Raw genomic sequence first — 20,709 nt, 5'->3', positions numbered from 1 at the left:
CGAGCACGATTCGTTCCCGCCCAGCCGTCGCCGGGCCGCCGTGTCATCGTCCGACGAGCCACTCCGAACGACGTGCCCGAACAGCAGTGGGCAGACAGCCGGCACCGAACACCGGCGCCACGTGAAACAGACCGCCTGACAGGCCGCAAACGCCCGCACCGCTTGTCGCATGTCCGAATCGAATATTCATCGACGGAACTATTCGGTTCCGATCGCAATCATGTTAACTTCCGTCCATCGTCCAGACCGGCGGGCCACGCTTCGATATGCGCCCGCATGCCTACTCATGCGACATTTCCTGCTCGGCTGGCTGCTCGCCGCCTTCGTATCGGCCGCCCACGCGGCCGCCCCCGCCCCGGCCGCCGCATCGGCCGCCTCCGGCGCCGTGCCTGCGCTGACACCGCAACAGGCACAGCAGGCCCTCTCCGTCCTGCAAAACCCGCGTGAACGCGAACAGGTCGAAACGACGTTGCGCGCGATCGCGGCCGTCGGCGTGTTGAGCACGCCCGCGCTCCCGGCAAGCGGCGCGGCGCCGGCCAGCGCGGCCTCGGCTGCCGCCGCCCCCGCCGCGCTGACGACGAACGGCCTCGCGTCGATGCTCGTCCGGCAGGGATCGCGCTGGGCCGGCGAAGTCGGCGGCGCGCTGAACGAATCGCTGCGCTCGCTGCTCGATGTCGGCTCGGTCGGCAGCTGGTGGCACGAGCGGCTCGTACGTGCCGACGAACGTGCGGACCTCGCGCACGCGATCTGGATCATCGTCGCCGTGCTCGTGCCCGCGTTCGTCGTCGAATGGTTCGCGAAGCGGCTGCTGCGGCGCGCGCTGGCTGCGCTGAGTGCGTGGCGCGCCGAATCGTCGGGGCGGGCCGAAGCCGAGCCATCAACGTCCGAGCCGCCCCCGCCGGACGACGACACGGCGCGAGCATCCTCTCCGGCCGACTCCGCCGCCAGGGCGGACGGCACCGCTACGCCCGATACGTCGTCGCAAGGCCGCGGCCATGCGCGGCGCCACACCACGCTGCTGCGCCGGATGCCGCGCGCGCTGGTCAGCCTCGCGCTGCGGGTCGTGCCGCTGCTGGTGTTCGTCGGCGTCGCGAGCCTGACGATGTCGGTGCTCGACGACGCCGGCACGCCGACCGAAACCGCACTCGAGTCGCTGATCGACATCTACGTGATCTGCCGCCTCGTGACGATCGTCAGCCGGCTGTTCTTCCAGCCCGATGCGCGGCAGCTGCGGCTGCTGCACATCAGCGACGCATGGGCCGCGTTCGCGCAGCGCTCGATCGCGCGGATCGTGATCGTCGTCGGCGTGTGCACGGCCGCGGTCGAGATCGCCGCGAGCTTCGGCCTCAGCGACGCCGGTCATGTCGCGCTGCTGAAGGCCGTCGCGCTCGTCGGCCACCTGATGATCTCGGCGCTGATCCTGCGGTGCCGCCAGCCGGTCGCCGCGCGCATCCGCGCAGCCGGCGAAGAGCGGCCGGCCTTCGTGATGATCGGCAATGCGCTCGCCGACGCGTGGGCGCCCGCGTCGGTGTTCGTCGTGATGGCGCTGTGGTTCGTGTGGGCGCTCGACGTCCACAACGGCTATCGCGTGCTGATCACGCTCGGCGGCCGCTCGATCGCCGTGATGATCGGCATGCGGATCGTGTCGATCGTCGTGTTCGGCGCGCTCGCGCGGCTGTTCCAGCGCCGCGACGACGATCCCACGCTCGTCCACCTGCACGCGTACCGCTACTACCCGCTGGTGCGCCAGGTCGTGTCGGCTGTGATCGCCGTCGTGACCGTCTTGCTGCTGCTGCAGATCTGGGGCGTGCCGATCTTCCACGCATTCGAGAGCGGCACGATCGGTCATCGGCTCGCGTCGGCGCTGATCACGATCGCGATCGCGGCCGTCGTCGCGCTGATCGTATGGGAGGCGGCGAACATCGCGATCGAGCGCCGCCTGCAGCAATGGACGCGCGAAGGCAACCTCGTGCGCGCGGCGCGGTTGCGCACGCTGCTGCCGATGCTGCGCTCGCTGCTGTTCATCATGATCGCGCTCGTCGTCGTGCTGACGGGCCTCAGCGAAATCGGTGTGAACATCGGTCCGCTGCTCGCCGGCGCCAGCATCTTCGGCGTCGCGCTCGGCTTCGGCTCGCAGAAGCTCGTGCAGGATTTCATCACCGGGATCTTCCTGTTGATGGAGAACGCGATGCAGGTGGGCGACTGGGTCACGCTCGCCGGCGTGTCGGGCACGGTCGAATACCTGTCGATCCGCACCGTGCGGCTGCGCGCGGGCGACGGGTCGCTGTACACGATCCCGTTCAGCTCGGTGACGACCGTCAACAATACGAATCGCGGACTCGGCAACGCGGCCGTCAAGGTGAGCATCGCTTACGGCCAGGACATCGATCTCGCGATCGCGACGCTCAAGGAGATCGGCGCCGCGTTGCGCGACGACCCGAATTACAAGGACGGCATCCTGTCGGATTTCAGCTACTGGGGCATCGATCAAGTAGACGGCGCGACGATCGCGCTGGCAGGACAGATCCAGTGCAAGGATTCGGCGCGCTGGGGCGTGCAGCGCGAATTCAACCGGCGGATCGCGGTGATGTTCCGCGAACGCGGAATCCGGATCGCGAATCCGCAGCGCAGCGTCGTCGCGTATGACAAAGGTTCGCAACGCGGGCAAGGCGGTGACAGCGACGCCAGCGCCAGCGACGATGCCGCCGATGCCGTCGATGCCGTCGATACGGCCGCCCGGCCGCCAACGCCGGGCAATCTGGAACGCCGGCCGGCGACGGACTGATACGCGCTCAGCGCGACACAGGCTTCTTCACGCGCTGTGTAGCGTTCGCCGTGCGCGTCGTCGCGGCGCTTTTCCCCGCGCGTTTCGCCGGCGCGCTCGTGCCCGCGCCCGCGGGCCGCTTTCCGACGGCTTGCGGATCATCGGCGAATGCGCCGCGCCGTGCATGCCAGTGTTCGAGCAGCACGCGCGTCTGATCGGCAATGGTCGCCATCAGCAGCGCGCCGCCTTCACCGTCGAAACTGTCCCAGCCGAGCAGTTGCAGCGCGGAGCGCGGCACGAGATGGAATACCGTCAACTGCCCGAACAGGCTCATCGCACGCAGCCGCGTGACCGGATCGTCGGCCGGTTCCGAAACCTTCTACATGCTGGGCCTCGCGCTGCTCGCATGCGTGCCGCTCGCGCTGCTGCCGACGACGCCGCACGGCCCGCAACCGATGTCGTCCGGTCATTGAACCGTCTTACGCGATGAAGCCCTTCTCCCTGCCCCGCCGCCCTGCGCTCACGCTGTGCGCAGCCGCGTGCCTGCTCGCCGGCTGTACCGTCGGCCCCGACTACCGAGGTGCCCCCGCCGCGCCCGATGCGCCTACATTCAAGGACTACGTGTCGCTGCAGAAGAGCCTCGGGCTCGGATGGCAGACGAACGCGGGTTGACGCTTCGCGTGCTCGCGCGGAAAAGTTCGTGAATGGCGTCGAACGTCATCACGCCCGGCGCATTGCGCGACGAATGACCAGCAGATCGCCTCGGTCGTCGCGCGCCTGCGCAAGGCCAGCTTCGTCGACATCGTGGTCGCGCCAAACCGCCTGCTCGTGCCCGCATCCGGCACCGCGGCGACAGATCCCGTCTGTCTTCCGCACGACGCTCAAGCGCTTCACCCGCGACGGCCGCGGGCAAGCCGGATCACAGCTGCGATTCGATCGGAAACAGCCCGAGAAACCACACTTCCATGCGCCGCGCCGGCGACACTTCCGGCTCATGATCGAGCTCGGTCACCTTCCCGTCCGCGTCGGTCTGAATCCACTTGAGCCGCCCCTTCCCGGCCGCATCGGTCCTCGATTCGACTCGCCACGCGATTCGATCGAGCCGCGGCTCCAGGTCCGTCGCGACTTCGGACGCAATGGCCGGACTCTCGCAATAAACGCCGATCTCGGTGTTGAGATTCAGCGAGCGCGGATCGAGATTCATTGATCCGATGAAGATGCTCTTGCGATCGAACACATACGTCTTCGCATGCAGCGACGCACGCGAAGAACCGATGATGACCTGCTTCGAGATGCTCTTGTCGCCGGACGGCCGCCGCTCGTAAAGCCGCACACCGGCTTCCACCAGGTCGCGCCGATAGCGCCGGTAGCCGGCATGCACGGCCGCCACGTCGGTCGACGCGAGCGAGTTGGTCAGGATCGTCACGCTCACGCCGCGCGCCGTGAGCGCGTGCAGCCGCTCGACCATGTCCTTGCCCGGCACGAAATACGGCGACACGATCAGCAGTTCGTGCTCGGGCCGCAGCGCGAGCGCGCGCAGTTGCGGCATCAGGTGTCCTTCGCTGTCCTTGGGGGCCCGCGCGATCTTCGCCGGATCGTCGTACAGGACCGTCGCGTGCCCCCACGACAGCTCGGTGCCCTGACCATGCACGATCTGGTCGAGCCGGTAGCGCGCCTCGAGCACGTATGGGTTGTCCTCCATCGCGCGCAGGTAATCGCGCAGCCGTTCGCGCTCTCGATCGAGGCCGCCCGGCGCCGCGTCGTGCCCGACCAGCGCATTGACCGAAAACGCGTACGGCGAATTCCAGAACGTGTCGAACTCGGTCGAGATGTCGTTTACGACGGGGCCGTGCACGACCACGTCGAGATCGCCGAACTCGAGCATCGACGACGCGCCGAAATACTCGTCGCCGATATTGCGGCCGCCGACGATCGCCGCCTGGTTGTCCGCGATCATCGCCTTGTTGTGCATGCGCCGGTTGACGCGCGAGAACTCGAACACCGTGCCGATCTTCTTGAAGTGACGCGTGGCGACCGGATTGAAGAGCCGGATCTCGATGTTCGGATGCGAACTGATCTCGAGCAGTTTGCGGTCGTCCGCATTCGTTCCGAGATCGTCGAGCAGCACGCGCACGCGTACGCCGCGATCGGCCGCGCGGATGATCGCATCCGCGAGTTCGTGTCCGGTCAGGTCGTCGTGCCAAATGTAGTACTGCAGGTCCAGCGAGCGGTCCGCGCGATCGGCGAGCAACACGCGCGCATCGAGTGCGTCGACAGGATCGCGCAATAGATGAAATGCGTCCTCCCCTGGATGGGCGGCGGCCTGTTGCCGAAATGCGGCCCCAAGGCGTGTGTTTTCGGTATCGGTGTATGCATGCGTTGGCGTGCGATCGACCTGCGGCGGCAGGCTGGCGCACGCGGCTAGCATCAGCAACGAGAGAATCGCACCCCACGAACGCAACATGATCATGATGGCCGCCCCCAATGTCGGGCCAAGTCGGTGTGTGTTTGTTCTGGCTGCCGGACGGAGCGCGGCGCTGGTTTGCAGTTCGCGCGCAGGTCGCGCTAGAGCATACTTCGATTGATAGCGGGACGGCACGCTTTTCGTATTCCCAGGTGGCGGGGATGCGACATACTGCGCCAATGTGAGCGCGTTCAACGCAGTCTACACACTCGGAGACGCGCAGTTCGCGGGACAGGGTCGTGCCGCGCTTCTTCACACGGCGCGACAAGTCACTATCGCCCGCCGCTGCGGCCTTTCTCGAGTTCCTAAGAGAATTTGCCGTGAGACAACAACGGGCAGTGCATTGACTCCCCGATCCTGCACAGTACGGAGAAAATCCCGGCGGCCCGCCGATGGACGTGTTCGATGGCATTCGCAAGAACGTCGCAGAGAACCGGTCCCGGTTCTACAAGGATCTGGCCGTACCGTTCTTCGGCTTCAACCGGCCCAACGCGCAGGTGTCGCAAGGCACGATCGACGCATTCCGGGCACGGGGCCTGATGGGCGGCGCGTTCTGAAGGCGTAAGCAATCGGATCGAGCATCGGACCATTCGGCCTGGCGCTCGATCCGGCGCACGTAGGTGTCACCCCTTGTCGCACGCGCCGGCGCCGCTTCCGGAAATTTCAGGAAAATTCAGGTCGCCCCGATTCCATTTCAAGCGCCAACCACTAACATCGGCGGTGCGATTCGCGCCACGCTGCCGCGTCGGCACTCATGCCGGACGCGGCGGGCGCAGCACCAACCCGATCAGCGCGCCCGCGATCGCGCACGCCATGGCCAGCACGAAATTGTCCGCGAGCGCGAGCGTCGTCGCCTGCACGCGTACTGCCCGGTCGAGCAGCACATAGGTGCCGGCATCGCCGGTCGCGAACGTCGCGCCATGCACGACCAGCGACGCCGCGCCAGCCCGCAATCGCTCGAGCGTGGCCGGGTCGGACATCGAAACATGCAGACCGACGAGATTCGAATGAATTGCTTCCATGACACGCTGGACTACCGCGATCGACGTGGTACCGAGTTGCCCGCTGAGCAGTCGGGTCGTTTGCACGACCGCACCGAACGTCAGCGCGTACTCGGCCGTCACGTGCTTTCCGAAAAAGAACACGACCGACGTCAGTGCCATGGTCTGTCCGAGCGCCTGAATCAACTGGGACGGGATGAAATCGGACTCGGCCCAGACGGACGTCAAGCGCGAGCCCAACGCGAACGCAATCGCGATCATCACGAATCCGATCACGATCAGCCGTCGCGGATCAAATCTCTGCAGCAACAGCGCGACGCACGGTGCGAACAGCAACTGCGGCATCGCAATCCAGCGCAGTGTGTCGCCGATCTGCAACGGCCGCAACCCGTAGACGTTTGCGAGAAAGAACGACGGGATGAAGCTTGTGTTGAGCACGGTGAAGCGCACGAGGCCGACGAGCAGGATCAACAACGCCACATTCGGGCGAAACAGGTAGCCGAGATCGAGGCCCGCCTGCTTCGACACGAGTTCGTGGATCAGGAAGGACGCGATCATCAGGATGCCCGCGCACGACAACGCGACGATCAGCGGCGATTGGAGCCAGAACAACCGTTCACCCTGATCGAGCGCAACGCACAGGCACGTGAACCCGCCAGCGCCGAGCAGCATGCCGCGATAGTCGGTTCCGGACGCGAAGCGTTTGATCGGTTCGTCGGACAACGACATCAGCAGGCAGATGATGAACGGAAGCGTCAACAGTGCGTTCTGCCAGAACAGCCAACGCCAGCTCAAATGTTCGCTGTACCAGCCTTCGAGCGTTGCCGACAGGTTCAGCGACATCTCGAGATTCATCGCGTACGCCGCGATACCGAATGGAATGAGCCGCTGCGGCAGCGTACGCACGACGAACCCGACCGTCAATGGAACGAACACGCCGGACGAGAGTCCCGCAATGCACTGGAAAATCATGAACGAGCCAAAGCCCCGGCAAAGCGGCAGAACGCTCTCGGCGGCAAGAAACACGACAGCACCTGCCAGCAGCACACGGCGCGTTCCGAACACGAAAGCGGCCGCGATCGCGAGCGGACCGACGCACATCTGCGACGCGATAAAAACGGTGTTGATCCACGTTCCGTCGTCGAAACCGACGCCGAGCGCCCCGCGCACGTCGGCCAATCCGAGCGACGTGATGCGCGACGTGAGCGTCGCGATCATTGCGCCGAGCAACACCGCGACAATCGCCGCGATGGCGCGGAACGGCGGCACGTCCGCGGCTGGCGCCGCTCCACCTGTAACGAGCATCGTATTCATTATCGGCCGACTCCCGCGCATGAAAGTCGCGCAAGCATAACGCGATGTTCCAAAACCCGTCTGTTCGATGGAGTGCCACGATCGTGACCCCGACGTCCCCGAATCAACCCTCACCGACCGCGCCCAGGCGCTGGTTGCCGATCGCGCTGATCGCCGTGTTCGCAATCACGCTCGTGACCGTACTGATTTACGAGTTCCGCGTGCGCGATCTCAGCACGGATGACGCGTATGTCACCAGCCATCTGCACGTGATCTCTCCGCGCGTGACCGGCACGGTCGAGCGCGTACTGGTGAACGACAACCAGTTCGTGCGCGCGGGGGATCCGCTCGTACTGCTCGACACGCGGGACTTCGAGGTGCGCGTTGCACTGCAGCGCTCACGTGTCGCGCAAGCCCAGTCCGATACGAGCCGGGCCCAGGCGCTATTCGAACAGGCCGGTGCAGCGCTGGTTTCCGCACATGCCGACGCCGAGCGTGCTGAACTCGACTACGCACGCGCCAGCGAGCTGACGCGGGAGACGCCGAGGGGATTGTCGAAACAGGAATTCGATGCGGCCGACGCTGCGCGCAAGTCTGCACGCGCGCGCGTCGTCGCGGCGCAGGCACAGCAACGCAGCGCACTGGCCGCATGCAAGGCAGCCGATGCCGTGTCGCAGCAAAACAACGCCGAACTGCGCGATGCACTGCTGCAGCTCGATTACACGATGGTCGTCGCGCCGTCGGACGGCCGAGTCGGCAAAAAGACCGTCGAGACCGGCGAACATGTCGCACCGGGCCAGGCGCTGCTCACCATCGTCGAACCGCATCCGTGGGTCGTGGCGAACATTCGCGAAACCCAACTCAAACACGTTCGCGTCGGCGACAAGGTGCAACTGCATTTCGATGCTCTGCCGGATGTGGTCTACCAAGGGCACGTCGACAGCCTGTCGCCTGCCACCGGTTCCCAGTTCGCGCTGCTGCCGCCCGATAATGCGACCGGTAATTTCACGAAAGTCACGCAGCGGGTGCCGGTCAAGATCCTGTTGGACAATACGGCTGCCACCGAGCCGCGTATCCGGCCCGGGCTGTCGGTCGTCGTCACGCTACAACGCACGCCGTCATGAAGTGCGCCCCGCTCCTGATCGCGCTCTGCGGATTGACCGCATGCACCATCGCTCCCCAGCCGATCGCGCCGGTACCGGTCGGACAGGATGTCTTTCGTCATGCGAACACGCTTGCAGCTCGTCCCTCCCCGCTCACCGGATGGCCGTCGCTATTCGGTGACCCCGCGCTCGAAGCGCTGGTGGATGCTGCACTCGCGCGCAACCACGAAATGCGCGCCGCCGTCGCACGCATCGACGAGGCGCAGGCGCTACTTGGCGTGCGCGAGGCTGCGCTGCTGCCCGCGGTCGGTGTCGATCCGTCGTTCAGCCGCGCCCGCGTGTCGGGTACCGTCGATAACGCATTGCCGAAGCGCACGATGCATAACTGGTCGATGCCGGTGAATGCCAGTTACGAAATCGACCTGTGGGGACGCCTGCGCGGCGACACGGCGATCGGGAAACAAAGCGTGCTGCAGGCATTCGCAGAGCGCGACGCGATCCGGCTGCGCGTCGCGACGGAAGTCGCGAGCGACTATCTGACACTGCATTACGTCGACGAGGACCTTGCCGCCCTGGCACGCGCGATCGATCTGCGACGCACTGCGCTCGACGTGATTGCCTCGCGTGTCCGGGCCGGAGCCGCGAGCGATCTCGACGCATTACGCGCGGCCGCCGATCTCGATACGGCTCGAGCCGATCACGCGGACAGCGTGCGACTGCGCGAGAATCTCGTCGACGCGATCGCCGTGCTAACCGGCTCGTCTCCGACGACGATCAACATCGCTCCCGCATCGGCCGCTCTTCGCGTGCCGGAGATACCAGCCGGCCTGCCCTCGACACTGCTCAACCATCGCCCCGACGTCTTTGCCGCGGAACGCCGGGTCGACATCGCTTCGCTGCAACTTGGCATAGCGCGTACGGCATGGCTGCCGACATTGACGCTCACTGCGCAAGGCGGATTCGCCAGCCGCGATCTGCGCTCGTTCCTCGATCGCAACAGTTCGCTGTGGAGTCTCGGGCTCAGCGTCGCCGAAACCGTTTTCGACGGCGGCAAACGCGAATCCGCGGTCGCTGCGGCTCAAGCCGGTGTAGTTGCCGCGGATGCGAACTATCGCGAGGTCGCCCTCGGCGCATTGCGCGAAGTGCAGGACGCGCTCAATGACATCGTTGCGCAGAAGGAGCGGATCGCGCGCTTCGACAGCGCGACCCGTGCCACCGATGCCGCGGCACGGCTATCGTTGAGCCGATATGCACACGGCTACGTGAGTTATCTCGAGGTGATCGACGCCGACCGCGATGCACTCAATACGCGGCGTCAGCTGATTCACAGCCGCCAGGCGTATGCGATCGCGACCGTCAGCCTTGTCCGGGCCTTGGGCGGCGGCTGGACTGCAGCGGCCTCGTCGCTCGATGCAGGCAGAGGGAGCAAATAACCATTCTGGAATATTCACATCGTCCGCCCTGCGACCGACGCTCCTGAATAAATACGATATTCAGCCCATGCGGCAGGTTCAAGCGGGGTTTACATATTTTCAGTTTGACCAAAGACAATTTAATTGCATGTATCGATTTTCCTCGAGTAAATTGGATTCGAAATCCAGTCAGCAGATTCGAGGTCAATCATGGATCGTCTGAAAACACTCGAAATACTCAAGACGGTAGCCGAGCATGGCAGTTTCACGAAAGCAGCCGAAGTGCATCGACTGGGCGTCGCGACCGTCAGCCGCGTCATCAGGAATCTGGAGACGTCGTTCGGCGTCCTCCTGTTCCACCGTACGACACGACGCGTCACCCTGACGGGTGCCGGCCATGATGTATTCGAACAGGCGGATGCGCTCCTGCATCAATACAATAGTTTCTCCGTTTGCTGCCATTCAAACGCGAGCGAGATCCAGGGCGAAATCTCGATCGAGGTATCAAATCTGTTCGAATCCGATCGGCTAACCCCGGTACTCGCGGACTTCAGCCGCGACTATCCGCACGTATGGATTCGTGTCGCCTGGGCCGATCATGCGGACGCCATCATCAACGGCGCGGCCGATCTTTCGATCGTGACCGGGCCGACGTCGAGCCTGACCTGCATCAAGCGTCCGCTCGGCCAGATTCCGATGGGGCTCTACGCGAGTCAACGGTATCTCGACGCTTGCGGTTCGCCCGAAGACCCGCAGATGCTCGAGCGAATCGACACGCGTTACCGCCGCCTGAGCTCCGGTGGATCGGTATGGTCGCTGCAAGATCGGAATACGGGCATAACCACCGAGATCCGAGTGCAGAGCGCGATACGTTCGAGCTGTATCGGCACGTTGATGCAAGCCACACGGCATGGCGCCGGAATCGCAGTACTACCTGAGCGTCTGGCCCAGCCGCATGAACGCACCGGTGAATTGGTACGCGTGCTGCCGAATTGGCAAGTGGCCGACCTCGACGCGTCTCTCCTCTATCACAGCCGCCGGAATTTGCCGGTGCGCATCCGCAAGCTCACCGATCGTTTGGTCGACGCGTTTCACAGCACACCCAAAACTCGTCCAGCGCCGGCAAGCACTGCCGACGTGGCCACACGGTCGCACATCGACCGTCGCCACACCGCTATCGCCGATTCCGAGATGGCCACCTGAGCACGATCTGACACACGATCCTGCCCGCGTTTCTTGAAGCCAATCCCGATGACTCACAAATTCCCACACTGCGGGGCAAGCGCTGTTTGAACTGCCGAAGCGGTACGGCCAGCCGTCGCTCAATTGCGACCCGACCGCACCGTTTATGTGCCACTTAGTGGTGCGAGTAGGCCGACCGCGCGACAGGCACGGTCCGCACGTGCGCATACTGGAATGCCGGCATGGCCTTGATTGCCTCGCGCGTGCCGCCCGCGAGCGTCAGTTTCCCGTCGACAAAATCAAGCTGATTGACCGGCACGGCGACGTCGTGCTGCGAAATCCCGGCGAATTGATGTGCCGCGACGATCACGAACGACGCCGACTCATCCGGCGCGATGATGATGTCATGCACGACACCGATCGTCTGGCCGTGGTCGTTGACGACAGGCTTACCGAGAAACGACTTCTTCACGCTCCACCCGCGAACGATCAGTTCGGCTTCCGAGACGCTTACGCCTATCGGTTGCGCGCCTGCAATCTGTGCAGCCGCGTGCAGCGGGACCCCGCCCAGCGCCAGGACGGTCAGCATCGCCGTCAAAATAGGTGTTCTTCTCTTCATGATCAACTCCCGGTGGATGAATCAAATTTGGTTCTTTGCCAGACGAAAGCGTAGTCGATCACATCAACCCTCATGCTGAATCATCGCTGAATCGTTCTGAACCGCGTTGTCGCCGGCTTCTCGGGCAACGCGAGTTCGCAAATAACAGGAATTAAGACCTCGCGTAGGAAATTTCAGCCGCCACCAGACAGACTGGAATGCATCAGGCACCGCGTTCGCGGCATCGAATCGTCGAGTCAAACGTCCGCGTTTCCTTCACGTTGCACCACATACGACGTTGTAGTGCTCCCCCCTTTTGCATGACGCGCAATGCTCGATTGCGCGGTGCTGGTATTCCGATGCCATCGACCGATCAATAAGATTGTCGGCAACGCGGTGGGCATGTGAAGCAACGTCCTCCGCAAAGCAATCGAAACGGCCGATGCGACCGAGGTCCGGGCGCTTCGGCATCTATCACTTAAGGAGTCGACCATGTCAGCAGATTCAACGACGCTCCCGGCTAGCGGGCACACCGCGAAACTCACGCAAGGGCTGATCCTGCTCTTCGCATTCAGTTGCGGCGCGATCGTCGCTAACCTGTATTACGCGCAACCGATCACGGAACTGATCGCCCCGCGCCTGCACATGTCCAGCGAAACGGCGAGTCTCATCGTCTCGCTCACGCAAATCGGCTACGCATTCGGCCTGTTCTTCATCGTGCCGCTCGGCGACTTGCTCGAGAACCGCAAACTGATGATCGCGACGGCAATCGTCTCGATTGCGAGCCTTGCGGCGGCAGCGTTCGTGCAGACGCCGGGCCTGTTCCTGGCGATTTCGCTGCTGATCGGCTTCAGTTCGGTCGCCGTCCAGATCCTGATCCCGCTCGCCGCCCATCTGGCACCGGATCGTTCTCGTGGCCGCGTGGTCGGCACGATCATGAGCGGATTGCTGCTGGGTATCCTGCTGGCACGTCCGATCTCCAGCGTAGTTGCCGACGCATTCGGCTGGCGATTCGTATTTGCCGGCGCCGCCGTGCTGATGGCGCTCGTGACGGCCGTACTCGCACTGACGATCCCGTCCCGCCAGCCGGAGCACCGAGCAACCTATTTCGAACTGATCGGTTCGCTGCTGCATCTGGTTCGCACGATGCCGGTGCTGCGTCATCGCGCGCTCTATCAAGGCCTGATGTTCGCGTCGTTCAGCCTGTTCTGGACCGCCGTCCCCGTCGAGTTGACGCGCCACTTCGGACTCTCGCAATCCGCTATCGGGCTGTTCGCGCTCGTCGGCGCGATCGGCGCGACGTCGGCCCCCGTGGCCGGCCGTCTCGCAGACGCGGGCCATACCGTCCGTGCGACGCTGATCGCACTTGTCGCCGGCTCGCTCTCGTATGCGACGGGGTTGATTCATGGCGCGGGTCTGTACGGTCTCGTCATCACCGGCATCGTGCTCGATTTCGCAGTGCAGATGAGCATGGTGCTCGGTCAGCGCGAAATCTACGCGCTTCACGCAGCGAGCCGCAACCGGCTCAATGCGCTCTACATGACGAGCATCTTCGTTGGCGGTGCGATCGGCTCGGCGCTCGCGAGCCCATTGTACGAACGTGGCCACTGGCCGCTCGTCGCCGCGGTCGCAGCGGTATTCCCGATCGTCGCGCTCGTCCACTACCTCGCAATCGGACGGCCGCACGCGGAGCGTCACGCGCAGGCCTGACCCCGAGCCGGCATCACTTCGTGCGAAGCATGCCGGCACCGCCCTTGCACCGTCTCGCGGAACTTACGACCCCCGTCGCATGACGTCCAGGGGATCGCCGCATGCGTCTACCTAACCTGAAAGGATCGCCATCATGTCCGCCTTGCTCAACGACTACGATCTTCGTGGCCTCTCGCTCTCAAACCGCATCGTAATGGGGCCAATGACCCGCTCCCGCGCGCCTCAACATGGCCTGCCCACCGATCTCATGGCCGAGTACTACGCGCAACGAGCGTCAGCCGGATTGATCGTGACAGAAGCGACCAACGTCAGCCCGGCCTCCGCCTCATTCGAACTCACGCCGGGTCTCATCACCGACGCGCAGGCCGCAGGCTGGCGGAAAGTCACGGACGCCGTCCACGCAAATGGCGGCCGCATCTTCGCGCAACTCTGGCACGGCGGGCGGGTCAGCTCGATGACGCTGCTTGGAGGCCAGGCGCCGCTGTCGCCGTCGGGTGTGAACGACGACCTGGAGCAACTTCAGGTCTGGGCCCAGCTGCAGAACGGGTACTACACCAAGATCCATGCAACGCCGTCTCGCGCAATGACGACCGCCGAAGTCGTCGAAGCCGTCGACGAATTCCGTCGCGCGGCCGCCCATGCGGTCGCGGCCGGGTTCGACGGTGTCGAAATTCATGCGGCCAACGGCTACCTGCCACATCAGTTTCTTTCTTCGACGCTGAATCGTCGCGACGATCGCTATGGCGGCTCCGTCGCCAACCGTGCGCGCTTCCTTGAGGAAGTCGTCGCCGCTGTCGGTACCGTGATGCCCTTGAGTCGAGTCGGCGTGCGCATCTCGCCCTACGCGAAATACAACAACGTCCGGGATGCCAACCCCGACACGACCTACGGCTACGTCGGCCGCATGCTGGACGAAGCCGGCGTCGCCTATCTGCACGCAGCCGACACCAACGGCTGGAGCGGCGAGCCAGATCTGCCCCGGATCATCAGGCAAGCACGCGAAGCATTCCGCGGCACGCTGATCGTCAACGGCGGCATTTCTCCCGATGCCGCAGACCAACTGATCGCGGCCGGCGATGCGGATCTCGTCGCATTCGCACGCGCGTATATTGCCAACCCCGATCTCGTCGAGCGTATCGCAGCCAATGCTCCGTTGGCGACGCCGCAAACCATCGGCTGGTATGGCGGCGACCGCAGCGGCTACGTCGATTACGGTCGTCACGAAGTCGCCTGAGTATCGACTATTTAGGTTAGCGGTTAGGCGCCCGACCGGTCCTGGGCCCTACCGCGCATCATTCATTGCCGGCCGGCAAGATGAAACGCGACATGCCAAATCCTGGCCTCCAGGCATCGTCCCGACGGGAGCCAGGCGCCCGTCCGCAGAAATTCAGCCGGCGCAGTTCGGAATCGATCCGGCCGAGTACGTCCGCACAACGGGTCGCGCAATTCGCGCGCAAACGGCCCTCGCGCACGACACCTGCATCGCGAGTTTCGCAGCGACCGGGCATCTTTTCGAATCGATCTCCGGCGACACTCGATTCGCCATCTATTCGACTGCGGCAGTGGTCGTCCTCGCATTCGTCTGTTCTTGCTCGTAGCGCATGTGACGCGCGACGACATACTCGAACTCACCCTCGTTGTGCAGCTTTTCCAGCGCATACGCGCGAGTCGATTCGGATAACCTGTACCTCGCGTTTGCGTGGGTAAATATCAGGTCGATCACGTGTTCGGCATTATCGAGCACCAGCAGGCACCGCGTTCCGGTGACGGCGCGGGCGATCTCGTCGATCGACGGCATGTCATCCGTTTGCAGCGCCAGCGCGTCGGCGAGCGTGCCCAGCACATCATCGCGTGTCGTTGCCTGAGCGAGTTCGACCACATGCGCCTGTTCTCCGGTCTGGTGCATGAGATCGTGGGCGATCCGGAGAGCAAGCGTGGTCTTGCCGATCCCGCCGGCATCGACAAGCGTGACCACCGGCGTCCTGTCGAGCATGTCGACGACCCCGCCGATTTCGGTCTCACGGCCGATCAGCGGCGGCACCTGCGAACGCTGCCCACCGACGGCAGTCGACGCATCCGCCGACTCGGATAGATGACCGCCAGCATGCATGTCACCGATCAGCACGTAGCCGCGGCCCGAAACCGTCTTGATCAGGTCCCGATGCACGCCGAGTGCCTTGCGCAACGTAGCGATATGCACCTGGATCCGGTTCTCCCCGACAATCGACCCGGGCCAGACGGCATCCATGATGTCGTCCTTCGATACGATGGAGCCGCTCGCGCGATGCAGCACCTCGAGAATGTCGAGTGCCCGTGCCCCGACGCACAGCGACAGGCCATCGCGGCGAATATCCCGTTGATCGAAGTCCACCGACAAACTACCGATCTGGATCATGGCTGCCCCCAGGTGCACCTTGACGACTGCCAAGTGAGCGCAGTCGTTCACATGGCTTAAAGCCAGTGCCCGGCCAAGTGCCTGCCGGACACGAAATCTCAAGATTCAGGCGGAGTGTAGACAGCGCATAAACGCGCGTCTTGAGAGAAAATGCCCTCGATGCCCATCAGACACTCAAAGCGGGAATCCATTTCGCACGACAGAAAACGCCTCTCGAACGACTGGGACCACACCTGACAGGTGATTCGGCGAACGGCCGGTCGGAATGAACGCACTCACGTAATGTGTGGAAATTCGTCCAAATTAGCCTGGGAGCATCACATGCCGCGTATAAGCTTGTCGAAATTTTTTTCGACTCATGTGCTGTCGAGGGACTCGCGTCGTGTCTCAATCACGCCTCGCTCCGCCCGCACCGCCGTTGAAAGACACACTCGGATGCGCGCCGGGCATGCTCATCAAGGATACCGAAGGGAGTGCGAGCGGCCTGACACTCTTTCGCAAATGCGTGCGCGATCCGTGGCGAAAGGGGGTACTTTCGCCGGCGAAGGTCGCGCGCGCAAAAGAACGCTGGATGGAAAAGGGTAACCTGGGCGTGTCGATAGCGGATGCGGTCAACGAATGCGGCTTGCCGCGCGGCTATTTCATTCGCGTATTCTCGCGAACGACCGGGCGCACACCGCATCAATGCACCGGCGTCGAGTCGTAATTGACCGGTACCCAGTCATACCGCGCACCATCCTGGCGCAAGTGGCCAAGCCCTGGAAACGCGATGTGCGCCGCGCCGACCAGATAGCGCTGACTCGCCACGCGCTTCAGCATATCGCGGCGCGTCTGTTGCGCGATAGCCGGATCGCTGTCGTATTCGACGGACACGTCCGGATGCGTCAACTGGAGCGCGGCGACGTGCACGATATCGCCCCATACAAGCAGCGTCGAGCCATTGCTCTCGATCAGATAGGACGTATGCCCGGGCGTATGGCCGGGTGTCGGCACAGCTCGAATGCCGGGAGCAAGCGTCGCGTCCGCGGCGAACGTCTTGAAGCGGCCCGCCGCGATGTACGGGGCGACCGACGCGGCAGCCGCATCGAAGAACGAACCGAGAAACGCGGGCGCGCTCGACTTGTTGTCCGGCTCGAGCCAGTAGCGAGCCTCGGTCTCATTCACCCTGACGATGGCATTCGGGAACGTCATCTTCCCGTGCGAAACGATTCCGCCGACATGATCCTTGTGCAGGTGCGTGAGCCACACTTCATCGATCTTCTCCGGTGCATAGCCAGCCGCGATCAGGTTGTCGACCAGCTTGCCGCAGCAGTCGCCGTACAGCACGCCTGCCCCCGCGTCGATCAGGATTCTCTTCGCTCCGGTATCGACCAGAAATGCGTTGATCGACCCTTGTACCGGCGGATCGAGGAACTCGCGATCGAGGTCGCGCTTGATCTCATCCGTCGAGATGCCGCGGATCACGGTATCGATCGGAAACGGGTGCGTCCCGTCGGACAGCGCTATCACCTTGAACGCGCCAACCTTCTCGCGATAGAAGCCCGGTGCTTGCGCGCCGTCGCCAAGACCGGCGGCAAATGCACCGATCGGCGTGACGCCAATGGACCATGCAACAAGCACGACGCTGCACGCACGTATCGCGATGGTTCGCCAATTCTGGTTTGGCATGTCATGTTTCCTTTGAAGATGGGATCCGGCACGCGTCACCACTTCGGTGCAGCAGCACGCGCTACCGTCGACGAAGCGGTTCGCCCTTGCGCAGCGACGCTTCAGCACGGCAACGAGCGTAGCTTGCGGGCAACCCGAATGTCCTGATCCGGACATGAATCGTTCTGAATGCCCGGATCTCTCACGACATTGCCGATCACGCAACCCGATCGATCATCCTTGCGCAGCGGCAAGCGCATCGCGAAATACCGATGCCGGCTGTGCTCCGCTGATAGACATCGCACCGATCCGGGTCGCCGGTACCGACGCGACACCGCTGCGAACCGCATCCGCCTCAAGTTCCAGCACGGCCTCAAGGCCCGCGTCCGACACGAGGAACGCGCGAATCGCCTCGGCATCCAGGCCGGTACCGGCGGCAACGTCGACAAGCACCTCCGCGTCTCCGATATCGCGCCCGTCGTGAAAATACGCAGCGAACAGCGCATCGACAAGCGCAACCGCACTGCCCCGCTGCTGCGCGAACCACACGAGTCGATGCGCGAGCCGCGTGTTCGGCGTGCGCGCGATCTTCGCATGGTTGAACGTCAGGCCGGCGGCGCGACCGGCTTCCGCGACCTGCGCATCGAGTGCCTGAGAACGTGCCCAGCTACCGAATTTCGCGCTTCGGTAGGCCTTGCGGTCCATGCCGGCAACCGGCATCGTCGGATTCAGTTCGAAAGGAACGAAGCGGACATTGATCGCATCGGCCTGATCCGCTTCGGCAACGACCTCGGCCAGCCTGCGCTCGGCAATCCAGCACCACGGGCAGACGAGATCGTAGATCACCGTCACATCGAGCGTATTCATCGCAACCTCCTGTGCATGTTCATATGACAAGATAGCGCCTGCGGCCCGACGCCAGAATGCGACCGGCACGCAAAGCTATATTGCGACTCGAACAAAGGCGACCCCATGGACAGATTTTCCACGCTGCGTGCATTCGTCGAAGTGGCGGAAGCCGGCGGCTTCTCGAGCGCGGGGCGGCGTCTCGGTCTTGCGGCCTCGTCCGTGGTCCGTGCCGTCGATGCGCTCGAAGCATCGCTCGGCGCGGTCCTCCTGAACCGCACGACCCGGCAAGTGACGCTATCGGACGCAGGGTCTCTCTACTACGCACGCGCCAAGCGGCTGCTCGAGGATCTGGCCGATGCCGACGCGCTCGTTTCGGATCGCGGCGACGAGCCGTCCGGGCCCTTGCGTGTGTCGGTCCCGGTTGTCTACGGCATGCGTCGGATCGCGCCTCACGTATCGGCCTTTCTCGCTCGCTATCCAAAGCTCGACCTCGATCTGCAACTGACCGACGAGCGTGTCGACCTCGTGCACGGCCGGATCGACGTCGCGATCCGGCTAGGCGAAGCGGCGCCGTCGGCCGACGTCGTCGCGAAGCCACTCGCCACGTTCCGGCGCTACGTCGTCGCAAGTCACGACTATCTGGATGCACACGGCACGCCGACGACGCCCGGCGAACTGGTCGATCACGCGTGCCTGCGTTTTCATTTCGGCAGCGATCAACAGGTGTGGACGTTCACCGATGCGCGCGACACGATGAAAGTCATCGTCACCGGACGCCTGAAGTCGAACCACAGCGAAGTGCTGCGGGGCGCGGTGCTTGACGGCGCAGGCATTGCGTTGCTACCCGACTGGCTCGTCGATGAGGACGTCCAGGCGGGCCGCCTGCGGAAACTGTTCGAGCATTACGACGTCACGCCCGACGCGGCGCGCTCTGTCGTCACCGCGCTCTACCTGCCGAACCAGCGCGGTTCGAAGCGCGTGACGGCATTCATCGACTTCGTCACGTCGCTCACGACCCTGTCCGGCTGACAAGAGCAGGCGCGCGACAACCATTCCCGACATGGCACGCCCGCAGCGCTGAAGCAGCTTGCGGCCGATGCCCATGGCGGGCGCCGCAAGCGTATAGAGACTTGGCCATGCCCTGCACGACGTCGACCGCAGCGCAGGGGCCGCCCGGTCAGACCGCCTTCGCGATCGGATTGCGCAGCACGCCAAGCCCTTCGATCTCGACTTCGCAGACATCGCCCGGCTTCATCCAGAGTTGAGGCTCGCGCGCCATGCCGACGCCGGCCGGCGTGCCCGTGACGATCACGTCGCCTGCCTGCAGCGTCATCACCTCGCTCAACAGTACGATCAGCGTCTCGACGTCGAAGATCATGTCCGAAGTCGACGCCTCCTGTACGACCTTGCCGTTCAGGCGCGTCTGGATGCACCGCCCTTTGCAGCCTCGGGGCAACGCGTCGGCCGTAACGAACCACGGCCCGAATGCGCCGGTTCCATCGAAATTCTTGCCCATCGTCCATTGCGGCGTACGGAACTGGTAGTCGCGCAGCGTCGCGTCGTTGAATAGCGCGTAGCCCGCCACGTGATCGAGCGCACGCTCGCGCGGGATATTCCGGCCGCCCGTGCCGATCACCGCAGCCAGCTCACCTTCGTAATCGAGTTGCGACGACTGCGGCGGCATCACGATCGCTTCGCCATGACCGATCAGGCTCGACGCAAAGCGCGCGAATACGGTCGGATAGGTCTGCTTCTCGAAGCCGGTTTCGGCCGAATGGTCGAGATAGTTCAACCCAACGCAGACGATCTTGTTCGGTCGCCCGAACGGCGGCAACAGGCGAGCGGCGTCGAGATCGACCGCGCTGCCGCGCGCGAGCCCGTCGGCCACCTCGGCAAAGGATGCGCCCCTCGCGAGCAACGCGTCCAGATCACCCGGATAGCCGGCATCGCAAGCCATCAATCCGTGCCAGCTTCCGTTCCGTTCGACCGCCAGGCCGCGACGTCCATCGATTTCATAGGCTGCAAAACGCATCGCACGCTCCTTGTCTGACGTCCGCGCGGACGCCAGTTGCTTCGTCAACGTCCTCGCCGAGCCGAACGGCTTCCGGTCAGGTCGGCCGCCACCCTTCGCTACATCCGTCACCGACGCCACTCGCCGCACTGCTCACATCGGGCATTAGAGGTCGCCACCATCCCAGGAACAACTTAATCGTTATGAAGCGGCCCGCGCCTGCCGGAACGCATCTACCCGAAAGATGATTCAGAACAATTCATGCGACAGTCCATGGTGC

The 20,709-nt window shown here is 63.9% G+C and carries 16 protein-coding genes and 3 pseudogenes; 11 read left to right on the top strand and 8 right to left on the bottom strand.

Annotated elements, in window-relative coordinates:
* The first annotated feature begins 286 nt into the window (after window positions 1-286).
* Complete coding sequence (locus AC1Z3W_RS05470; protein WP_483507171.1) at window positions 287-2,785, top strand: mechanosensitive ion channel domain-containing protein; 2,499 nt, start codon at window positions 287-289, stop codon at window positions 2,783-2,785.
* Between the two features lie 7 nt (window positions 2,786-2,792).
* On the opposite strand, the pseudogene AC1Z3W_RS05465 reads toward AC1Z3W_RS05470, so the two are convergent.
* Window positions 2,793-3,131, bottom strand: a pseudogene (locus AC1Z3W_RS05465) (CerR family C-terminal domain-containing protein); the annotation flags it as partial.
* Here AC1Z3W_RS05465 and AC1Z3W_RS05460 point away from each other — a divergent pair.
* On the top strand, window positions 3,112-3,237 hold the full coding sequence (locus AC1Z3W_RS05460; RefSeq protein ID WP_282434817.1) for a hypothetical protein: 126 nt from the start codon (window positions 3,112-3,114) through the stop codon (window positions 3,235-3,237). The pseudogene AC1Z3W_RS05465 and the gene AC1Z3W_RS05460 sit on opposite strands and share 20 nt — an antisense overlap.
* Before the next feature lie 13 nt (window positions 3,238-3,250).
* The gene (locus tag AC1Z3W_RS05455) at window positions 3,251-3,436 is read left to right on the top strand and encodes a hypothetical protein (protein ID WP_175824386.1); all 186 of its coding nucleotides are present in this window, start codon (window positions 3,251-3,253) and stop codon (window positions 3,434-3,436) included.
* Between the two features lie 247 nt (window positions 3,437-3,683).
* On the opposite strand, the gene AC1Z3W_RS05450 is transcribed toward AC1Z3W_RS05455, so the two are convergent.
* Window positions 3,684-5,234 (bottom strand): phospholipase D-like domain-containing protein, encoded by a 1,551-nt coding sequence (locus AC1Z3W_RS05450; protein ID WP_483507170.1) that lies wholly within the window; start codon window positions 5,232-5,234, stop codon window positions 3,684-3,686.
* 368 nt (window positions 5,235-5,602) lie between these two features.
* Between AC1Z3W_RS05450 and AC1Z3W_RS05445 the strand changes: the two are divergent.
* Window positions 5,603-5,776, top strand: a pseudogene (locus AC1Z3W_RS05445) (alpha/beta fold hydrolase); the annotation flags it as partial.
* Between the two features lie 204 nt (window positions 5,777-5,980).
* Here AC1Z3W_RS05445 and AC1Z3W_RS05440 read toward each other — a convergent pair.
* Window positions 5,981-7,543, bottom strand: a complete 1,563-nt coding sequence (locus AC1Z3W_RS05440; protein ID WP_483507169.1) for an MFS transporter — start codon at window positions 7,541-7,543, stop codon at window positions 5,981-5,983.
* 83 nt (window positions 7,544-7,626) lie between these two features.
* Here AC1Z3W_RS05440 and AC1Z3W_RS05435 point away from each other — a divergent pair, with 83 nt between their 5' ends.
* The 3 genes from AC1Z3W_RS05435 (at window position 7,627) to AC1Z3W_RS05425 (ending at window position 11,240) form a co-directional block, all read left to right on the top strand.
* A complete protein-coding gene (locus AC1Z3W_RS05435; protein ID WP_483507168.1) occupies window positions 7,627-8,646 on the top strand; it encodes an HlyD family secretion protein in 1,020 nt (339 codons plus the stop codon).
* Window positions 8,643-10,058 carry an efflux transporter outer membrane subunit gene (locus tag AC1Z3W_RS05430; RefSeq protein WP_175824418.1) on the top strand — a complete coding sequence of 472 codons (1,416 nt, stop codon included), beginning with the start codon at window positions 8,643-8,645 and terminating at the stop codon, window positions 10,056-10,058. The genes AC1Z3W_RS05435 and AC1Z3W_RS05430 overlap by 4 nt, the downstream gene beginning before the upstream one ends.
* 189 nt (window positions 10,059-10,247) lie before the next feature.
* Complete coding sequence (locus tag AC1Z3W_RS05425; RefSeq protein ID WP_483507167.1) at window positions 10,248-11,240, top strand: LysR family transcriptional regulator; 993 nt, start codon at window positions 10,248-10,250, stop codon at window positions 11,238-11,240.
* Window positions 11,241-11,394: 154 nt separating this feature from the next.
* Here AC1Z3W_RS05425 and AC1Z3W_RS05420 read toward each other — a convergent pair whose 3' ends face one another.
* Window positions 11,395-11,808: a PRC-barrel domain-containing protein gene (locus AC1Z3W_RS05420; RefSeq protein WP_141661751.1), complete on the bottom strand. Its 414-nt coding sequence runs from the start codon at window positions 11,806-11,808 to the stop codon at window positions 11,395-11,397.
* Between the two features lie 501 nt (window positions 11,809-12,309).
* On the opposite strand from AC1Z3W_RS05420, the gene AC1Z3W_RS05415 reads away from it, so the two are divergent.
* Entirely contained in the window at window positions 12,310-13,527 is a 1,218-nt protein-coding gene (locus AC1Z3W_RS05415) for an MFS transporter (RefSeq protein ID WP_483507166.1), read from the top strand.
* Between the two features lie 133 nt (window positions 13,528-13,660).
* Window positions 13,661-14,761 (top strand): alkene reductase, encoded by a 1,101-nt coding sequence (locus AC1Z3W_RS05410; RefSeq protein WP_057923980.1) that lies wholly within the window; start codon window positions 13,661-13,663, stop codon window positions 14,759-14,761.
* A gap of 474 nt (window positions 14,762-15,235) precedes the next feature.
* Here the strand turns inward: AC1Z3W_RS05410 and AC1Z3W_RS05405 are convergent.
* Window positions 15,236-15,922: pseudogene (locus tag AC1Z3W_RS05405) on the bottom strand (winged helix-turn-helix domain-containing protein); the annotation flags it as partial.
* A gap of 448 nt (window positions 15,923-16,370) precedes the next feature.
* Here AC1Z3W_RS05405 and AC1Z3W_RS05400 point away from each other — a divergent pair.
* A complete protein-coding gene (locus AC1Z3W_RS05400) occupies window positions 16,371-16,628 on the top strand; it encodes a helix-turn-helix transcriptional regulator (protein WP_483507165.1) in 258 nt (85 codons plus the stop codon).
* On the opposite strand, the gene AC1Z3W_RS05395 is transcribed toward AC1Z3W_RS05400, so the two are convergent.
* Window positions 16,604-17,590, bottom strand: coding sequence for an MBL fold metallo-hydrolase (locus AC1Z3W_RS05395; RefSeq protein WP_124832434.1), 987 nt, complete (start codon window positions 17,588-17,590; stop codon window positions 16,604-16,606). The genes AC1Z3W_RS05400 and AC1Z3W_RS05395 overlap by 25 nt on opposite strands.
* A 213-nt stretch (window positions 17,591-17,803) precedes the next feature.
* On the bottom strand, window positions 17,804-18,436 hold the full coding sequence (locus AC1Z3W_RS05390) for a DsbA family oxidoreductase (RefSeq protein WP_124832435.1): 633 nt from the start codon (window positions 18,434-18,436) through the stop codon (window positions 17,804-17,806).
* A gap of 105 nt (window positions 18,437-18,541) precedes the next feature.
* Here AC1Z3W_RS05390 and AC1Z3W_RS05385 point away from each other — a divergent pair, with 105 nt between their 5' ends.
* Entirely contained in the window at window positions 18,542-19,447 is a 906-nt protein-coding gene (locus tag AC1Z3W_RS05385; RefSeq protein ID WP_057923985.1) for a LysR family transcriptional regulator, read from the top strand.
* A 148-nt stretch (window positions 19,448-19,595) separates the two neighbouring features.
* Here the strand turns inward: AC1Z3W_RS05385 and AC1Z3W_RS05380 are convergent, their stop codons facing one another.
* Window positions 19,596-20,450 (bottom strand): fumarylacetoacetate hydrolase family protein, encoded by an 855-nt coding sequence (locus tag AC1Z3W_RS05380; RefSeq protein WP_057924151.1) that lies wholly within the window; start codon window positions 20,448-20,450, stop codon window positions 19,596-19,598.
* Window positions 20,451-20,709: the final 259 nt, after the last annotated feature.

The sequence above is a fragment of the Burkholderia sp. 10_S31 genome, from assembly GCF_056930375.1.
The sequence above is the reverse complement of the archived record's forward strand: the minus strand, read 5'-3'. Positions and strand labels throughout refer to the sequence as shown.

Bases quoted from the DNA above. Each gene is read 5' to 3' on its own strand.
- AC1Z3W_RS05385 (WP_057923985.1), top strand. From the start codon at position 18,542: ATGGACAGATTTTCCACGCTGCGTGCATTCGTCGAAGTGGCGGAAGCC.
- AC1Z3W_RS05440 (WP_483507169.1), bottom strand. From the start codon at position 7,543: ATGAATACGATGCTCGTTACAGGTGGAGCGGCGCCAGCCGCGGACGTG.
- AC1Z3W_RS05430 (WP_175824418.1), top strand. From the start codon at position 8,643: ATGAAGTGCGCCCCGCTCCTGATCGCGCTCTGCGGATTGACCGCATGC.
- AC1Z3W_RS05390 (WP_124832435.1), bottom strand. From the start codon at position 18,436: ATGAATACGCTCGATGTGACGGTGATCTACGATCTCGTCTGCCCGTGG.
- AC1Z3W_RS05420 (WP_141661751.1), bottom strand. From the start codon at position 11,808: ATGCTGACCGTCCTGGCGCTGGGCGGGGTCCCGCTGCACGCGGCTGCA.
- AC1Z3W_RS05395 (WP_124832434.1), bottom strand. From the start codon at position 17,590: ATGCCAAACCAGAATTGGCGAACCATCGCGATACGTGCGTGCAGCGTC.
- AC1Z3W_RS05380 (WP_057924151.1), bottom strand. From the start codon at position 20,450: ATGCGTTTTGCAGCCTATGAAATCGATGGACGTCGCGGCCTGGCGGTC.
- AC1Z3W_RS05425 (WP_483507167.1), top strand. From the start codon at position 10,248: ATGGATCGTCTGAAAACACTCGAAATACTCAAGACGGTAGCCGAGCAT.
- AC1Z3W_RS05470 (WP_483507171.1), top strand. From the start codon at position 287: ATGCGACATTTCCTGCTCGGCTGGCTGCTCGCCGCCTTCGTATCGGCC.
- AC1Z3W_RS05410 (WP_057923980.1), top strand. From the start codon at position 13,661: ATGTCCGCCTTGCTCAACGACTACGATCTTCGTGGCCTCTCGCTCTCA.
- AC1Z3W_RS05450 (WP_483507170.1), bottom strand. From the start codon at position 5,234: ATGATCATGTTGCGTTCGTGGGGTGCGATTCTCTCGTTGCTGATGCTA.
- AC1Z3W_RS05400 (WP_483507165.1), top strand. From the start codon at position 16,371: ATGCTCATCAAGGATACCGAAGGGAGTGCGAGCGGCCTGACACTCTTT.
- AC1Z3W_RS05455 (WP_175824386.1), top strand. From the start codon at position 3,251: ATGAAGCCCTTCTCCCTGCCCCGCCGCCCTGCGCTCACGCTGTGCGCA.
- AC1Z3W_RS05415 (WP_483507166.1), top strand. From the start codon at position 12,310: ATGTCAGCAGATTCAACGACGCTCCCGGCTAGCGGGCACACCGCGAAA.